The sequence below is a fragment of the Vibrio sp. V39_P1S14PM300 genome, assembly GCF_009904765.1.
Taxonomy (GTDB): Bacteria; Pseudomonadota; Gammaproteobacteria; order Enterobacterales; family Vibrionaceae; genus Vibrio; species Vibrio proteolyticus.
The window spans coordinates 1-4,839 of record NZ_WXWP01000208.1; the positions used below are offsets into that span (position 1 = coordinate 1).

The following is a 4,839-nucleotide window of genomic DNA, read 5'->3' on the forward strand; positions in this document are numbered from 1 at the left end:
ACGTAAAGTTGTACAGCTCAGGCAACGTAAACGGATTCTTCTGCGTGAGCGGAGTAATGCGCATACGGAGATCGCGGCCAGACACTTTAATATCACTGACGAAGCTACCATTGTGGGAATTTGTTAATGTCGAGCTGCCCAGAAGACGATACACCGCCCATTGACCATTTTTGCTCAATACGTGCTGCTTACCCTCATCCGTCACATCCTGGATGGTGATGCTGACGCTGAAATCGCCGCTTTGTGGTGGCCATTGCAGCTCTTTCACCAAGCTTGGCCCCTGATAATAGTTAATGCTGGTGTCGGCAACCTTAATTGTGGCGCGTATAGCACTGGAGTCCAGATCCAGAACTTTAGCACTGAACGGAATATAGAAGCGGTTGGTACTCTTATTGATCAGGGTATCGCGAATCACGTTGTAGTTTTTCAACTGAACCAGCAGTTCTGGCGATAATGGCATGACCTCACCGTCGACACGTTTCGGTGTCCACAGGTTGGTGTCGTAGAACGGAGCGAAGTTCTGCTGGATAAAGGTATCCATGATGCCACCCTGAGCGAACAGCAGCTCAAAGTCTTCAAGAGAGATCTCGTCGGTTGCGGTGAGATCGAACGGATACTTGTTGAGGCCAATCTCTTTAAATTTACTGTAAACCTCACTATACCACTTGGTTTGAATCCCCTGAGATGCTTCGGTAATCATAACAGACCAAGTTTGGTTGACGATGTCCATCAGCCAAGAACGCACCGGTTCTGGTGACTTTTGAGCGATCTGTTTGAGACGGATCAGCGGATCGGCTTCCGAGCTGTTCATCCGTTTGCGCGTTGCGGCCAGGGCGGCCATTTGGGCATCCGGTGAGTCGGCAATATCTTTAACGTAAGAGCGCACCTGGCTCAGAGCGGTAATGGTCTCTTCCCAAGGGGTAGGGGAGTTCGGCGTCTCGTTAACTTGCAGTTGGTTCAGCAGGCGGAACGCTTGTTCTACACGCGACATCAGCAGGTAATCTGGCTGGACAACGTCTTCTGCCGCACCTTTTGCCGCTTCCACAGCATCATTCAACAGAGGCGCTTTGTTTTTCAGCAGTTCGGTCTTATCACCAGTAGGAGAGAATTGTGTATTGGTATACACCTGCTTCAGAACGGTAGTCATCGGTGATGACGGACCCGAAATCAAATCGATGGCATTGGTTAAATCACCAATGTTGTTGTATCGCTTCACTTTCAGCTCGCTGAGCGCATTTCGCCAATAACTGATGTAGTCATCGGTGTATTTCTTACGTACCTGCTCTTTGAAGCTGTCTTGTTCCTGCTGGGTCGGGATGACGTTATCTGACAAGCCCAGCACCCAGTTGTCGGCGATGACGTTCTTCGACATCAGATCCACACGTGGGCGATAGAACGTGGTGAAACCGGTGGAGGTGTACACTTTGCTGATGGTCAGACGGTTTTCGTCGACACTGTCGTTGAAGACGTTAGTAAAATCGAAGCCAACGGCGCGTTCGATATCCAACGTACCCAGATCGATTTCATCTGCCTGATCCAGCATCTGTGCGTAAACGAGATCGACGTTCGAGTTGGACAGCAGTTGTCGACGTGTCGCCCGTACCAGATCCATATTGATATTAACCGGGGCAAACTGCGTTCGGAAGTAGGCATCAAGATACGCCATGGTTTGTGCCGTCATCTCGTTGCTGCCCGTCAGTGAGCTGACCACTAACTCGGTTTTCTTACGCAGATACGCCATGTCGCGCTTGGCTGGATCTTTCAGCATCAGGTAGCCTTTGAGCAGCGGCAGAGCACGAGTAGGTTTGTCTTGTACTTTGGTTAACTCAAGACGGTAGCCTTTTTCAATGACAGGCATCAGGTTCGTTGAGATACCATCCAGCAGAGTGTTGTAGGCCAGTTTAGTCGTGTCTTCCAAACGGCTGATCTTCATCGTCGATAGCTCTTGGTCCAACGCCTGGTTACCAGTTAGCCACGCCGCGTAAGACGGAGCGATAGACTGGTTGGCATTCAGCAATTGAGCATTGAACGAGGATACTTGATCGTCGCTTTCTTCTGTGCCTTCTACCCCAATCATCTGGTTCATCACATTCAGGTTACTGTCCAGCACCTGGAACAACAGATAGCCGCCGCCAAGAATGATCGCGACACTCGCAGCCATTGACAGGTAGCTGTGACGTTGGATACGACGCAAGTAGGTCTTGTTCTCGCCGGCGAAATCGGCTTCTGGCAGAATCTGCGATTCAACCAGGAAGCGGGTGAAATACGGAGTTTCACTTAGGTGAGAGTGCTCCGACGCGATAATTGGCAGGTTGAAATAGTTACTGCAACTTTTGGCCAGCAAGTTGTATTTTCTACCACCTTGTAAGTTGGAGCTGAAGAACACCTCTCGAATATCCAGACAGTAACTGCCGTGATTGAGACTATTCAGACGCTCGACCACATTACGTACTTCTCCCTGACACAACTCGAATTGCTTAGGAAAGGCCAGAATGGCTTTTTTCTCATCCACATTGTTGGAGTGAGAGGACGAATCCAGTGCGTTGGACTCCATCACTTTGACCAGATTGGTGAAACTGTCATTGAAGTAGTCGATCATCGCACCTTTTGCATCTTTCAATGGAATGCTCAGGTACTCGATCGCTGTTTTCAGTGGACTGAAGTGCACATATTCTTTAAATCCATCCAGTTTATCCAGTTTCGACATCACCAGATAAAGAGGAATGGCGGCCGCCGTTTCCTGACCAATGTATTCCAAACGTTGTAACAGTGCGGTCAGGGTGTAGTCGACCTGTTCGTCTTCATGGACAATCAGAAACTCAAAGTCGATGAAAAACAGACAGCCACTGAACGGTTTACGTGGACGGAGTCGGATGACTTCATTGACCAATGTATGCCACAGCGCGGAATCCGCACTGGATACTTCCTGAAAAACCAGACGGCGGTCTGGTTTGATGTAGATAGCAGAGTCGGACTCGTACCATTCAAAGAAATCATTCTTGATGGTGTTGGGGCGGTCCATCGGCTTTATCGCGTTAGAAGTGTGCAGAAACTGGGCTTTACCGGAAGACTTATTACCCAAAATCAGGTAAATCGACTTTTTACTGGCCCGCTGAAGCAACGGACGCAACACCATCGACAGCGTTTCTTCTTCGGTTTCCAGTTGTTGTGATTTTTGTTGACGGCGCTTCTTCACCCACAGAATTGTGTTGAAAGTCGCGTAGATGACCAAAATCGCAGCCAAAGGTCCGTATAAGTACCAGGCACTGCTTTCTGCAAACCAGACAAAATACACCGTCAGGGTGATCGCTACCCCAATCAATGCCAACAGTGTTGATAAAAACACTGGGTTCCTAACCAAATTCTTTTTGAACATAATCTAAGTTTCGTTCTGACGTTGTTGTATATAGTTATTGAGCGGTGGCGGACTGTTCTTGTTGCAGCTCCACTTTTAACTCATTGAGTTTGTGTTGATAGATATTCAGTAAACGCTGAGACTTTGCGACTTCTTCCGGCATTTGATTTTGAGCGGCATATTCAATGCGGCCCAGTAAAGGGAAGAGGGTATTACTGTAACGGTAGGCTCTTTCTATACTGGCTTTGTCGTTGTTTTTCGCCTTGGCGTTTGCAAATACGGTGCGTGCTTGTTTGAACTCGGCGCTGAGTTTCTGATACTCCGCTTCCAGGTCCGCGCGGCTCTGTTCGAATGTTGCTGACAGAGACTGTGCCGATGATGAATCGGGGTACAGTTCAGTGACGGTTTGTGTGACGCTACCGATGTCATCAATTTGACTGACGCGGATAGGGTCGAGATCCCAGCTGTTTACCAACGCGGATACGCGTTGCAATAGCGTATCTTTGATGGCTTGTTTCGTGGAATTGTCTTCAAGCTTGATGGCATTGGCCAGAGGTACCAACTGATTGATCGACGCAATCTCTATTTGCGTCTTCATTGCCTCAACTCTTCTGTCCTGATAAACAAAATGGCTAAACAGAGCAACAAGAACCACCACGGCTAACGCTGCCATGAAGAAACCCATTCCTGAGCGCTTTTTTTCTGGCTCTGAAGCCACAGAGGGTGAGACGTTCACTGGAGTCGCAGATGTCGGTGATGGAGAGGGTGAAACATCCATCTTCATCATAGGCTGCGAGCGAGGTGCAGGGACTGGCTGAGCAACAGAAGCGGTTTGTTGTTTGACGGCTTCTTCTCGCTTAGCCATTTCGGTTTTGAGCTGTTCAATCCACTGCGTAAAAATGCGTCGAATCGCGCCTAAAGAGGGGGCTTTGATACCGTAGTGCAGACGCAGCTCTTCTTCTATCTTGAGGGTCAATCGATGCCCTGCCTCAATAAGAGGCAGATCCTGCTCAGAAGGATTGATGTGTTTTTGGCGACGTTCCGCGTATTCGACAAACCACTCGATGGAAGACATGCGGGCATTGGCCTTGTCTTCCGTCGGGTAGCCGGAGTGCCAATACACCACGCATAAATCGTAGATGGCGTTAAGACCTTCTACCAGGCCTTTCAGGCCATGATTATTGGTGGCAGCGACACCGAAGTAACACGCGCAGCGAAAATCCTTTCCATGTTGTGTCAGAACCTGTTTTGATAGTTCTTCCACTTTTTTCCATGAAACACGGCCAGTAACTTTGTTGATGTTGTTGATTTGACGTTTAATTTCGTCAAATTCTTCTAGGCCGTTTGGATTAATGCCACTGGGATGCTCATGATCTATCGGTCGACGAGCAAAATCCGAGAAGTACATATAAACCCTACCAAACTGATGTTATTAGCTTTTATTAATATAAATACATTAGCCTTACCTAATTTTATTTTTGTTG

General features: G+C 48.3%; 2 protein-coding genes. Both read right to left on the reverse strand.

Translation table 11 applies throughout. The features are described from left to right. On the reverse strand, positions 1-3,376 hold a 3,376-nt coding region (gene tssM, locus CAG65_RS10670; protein WP_161453610.1), incomplete at its 3' end, for a type VI secretion system membrane subunit TssM. Positions 3,377-3,410: 34 nt separating this feature from the next. Continuing rightward, positions 3,411-4,763: a type VI secretion system ImpA family N-terminal domain-containing protein gene (locus CAG65_RS10675; protein WP_161453611.1), complete on the reverse strand. Its 1,353-nt coding sequence runs from the start codon at positions 4,761-4,763 to the stop codon at positions 3,411-3,413. Positions 4,764-4,839: the final 76 nt, after the last annotated feature.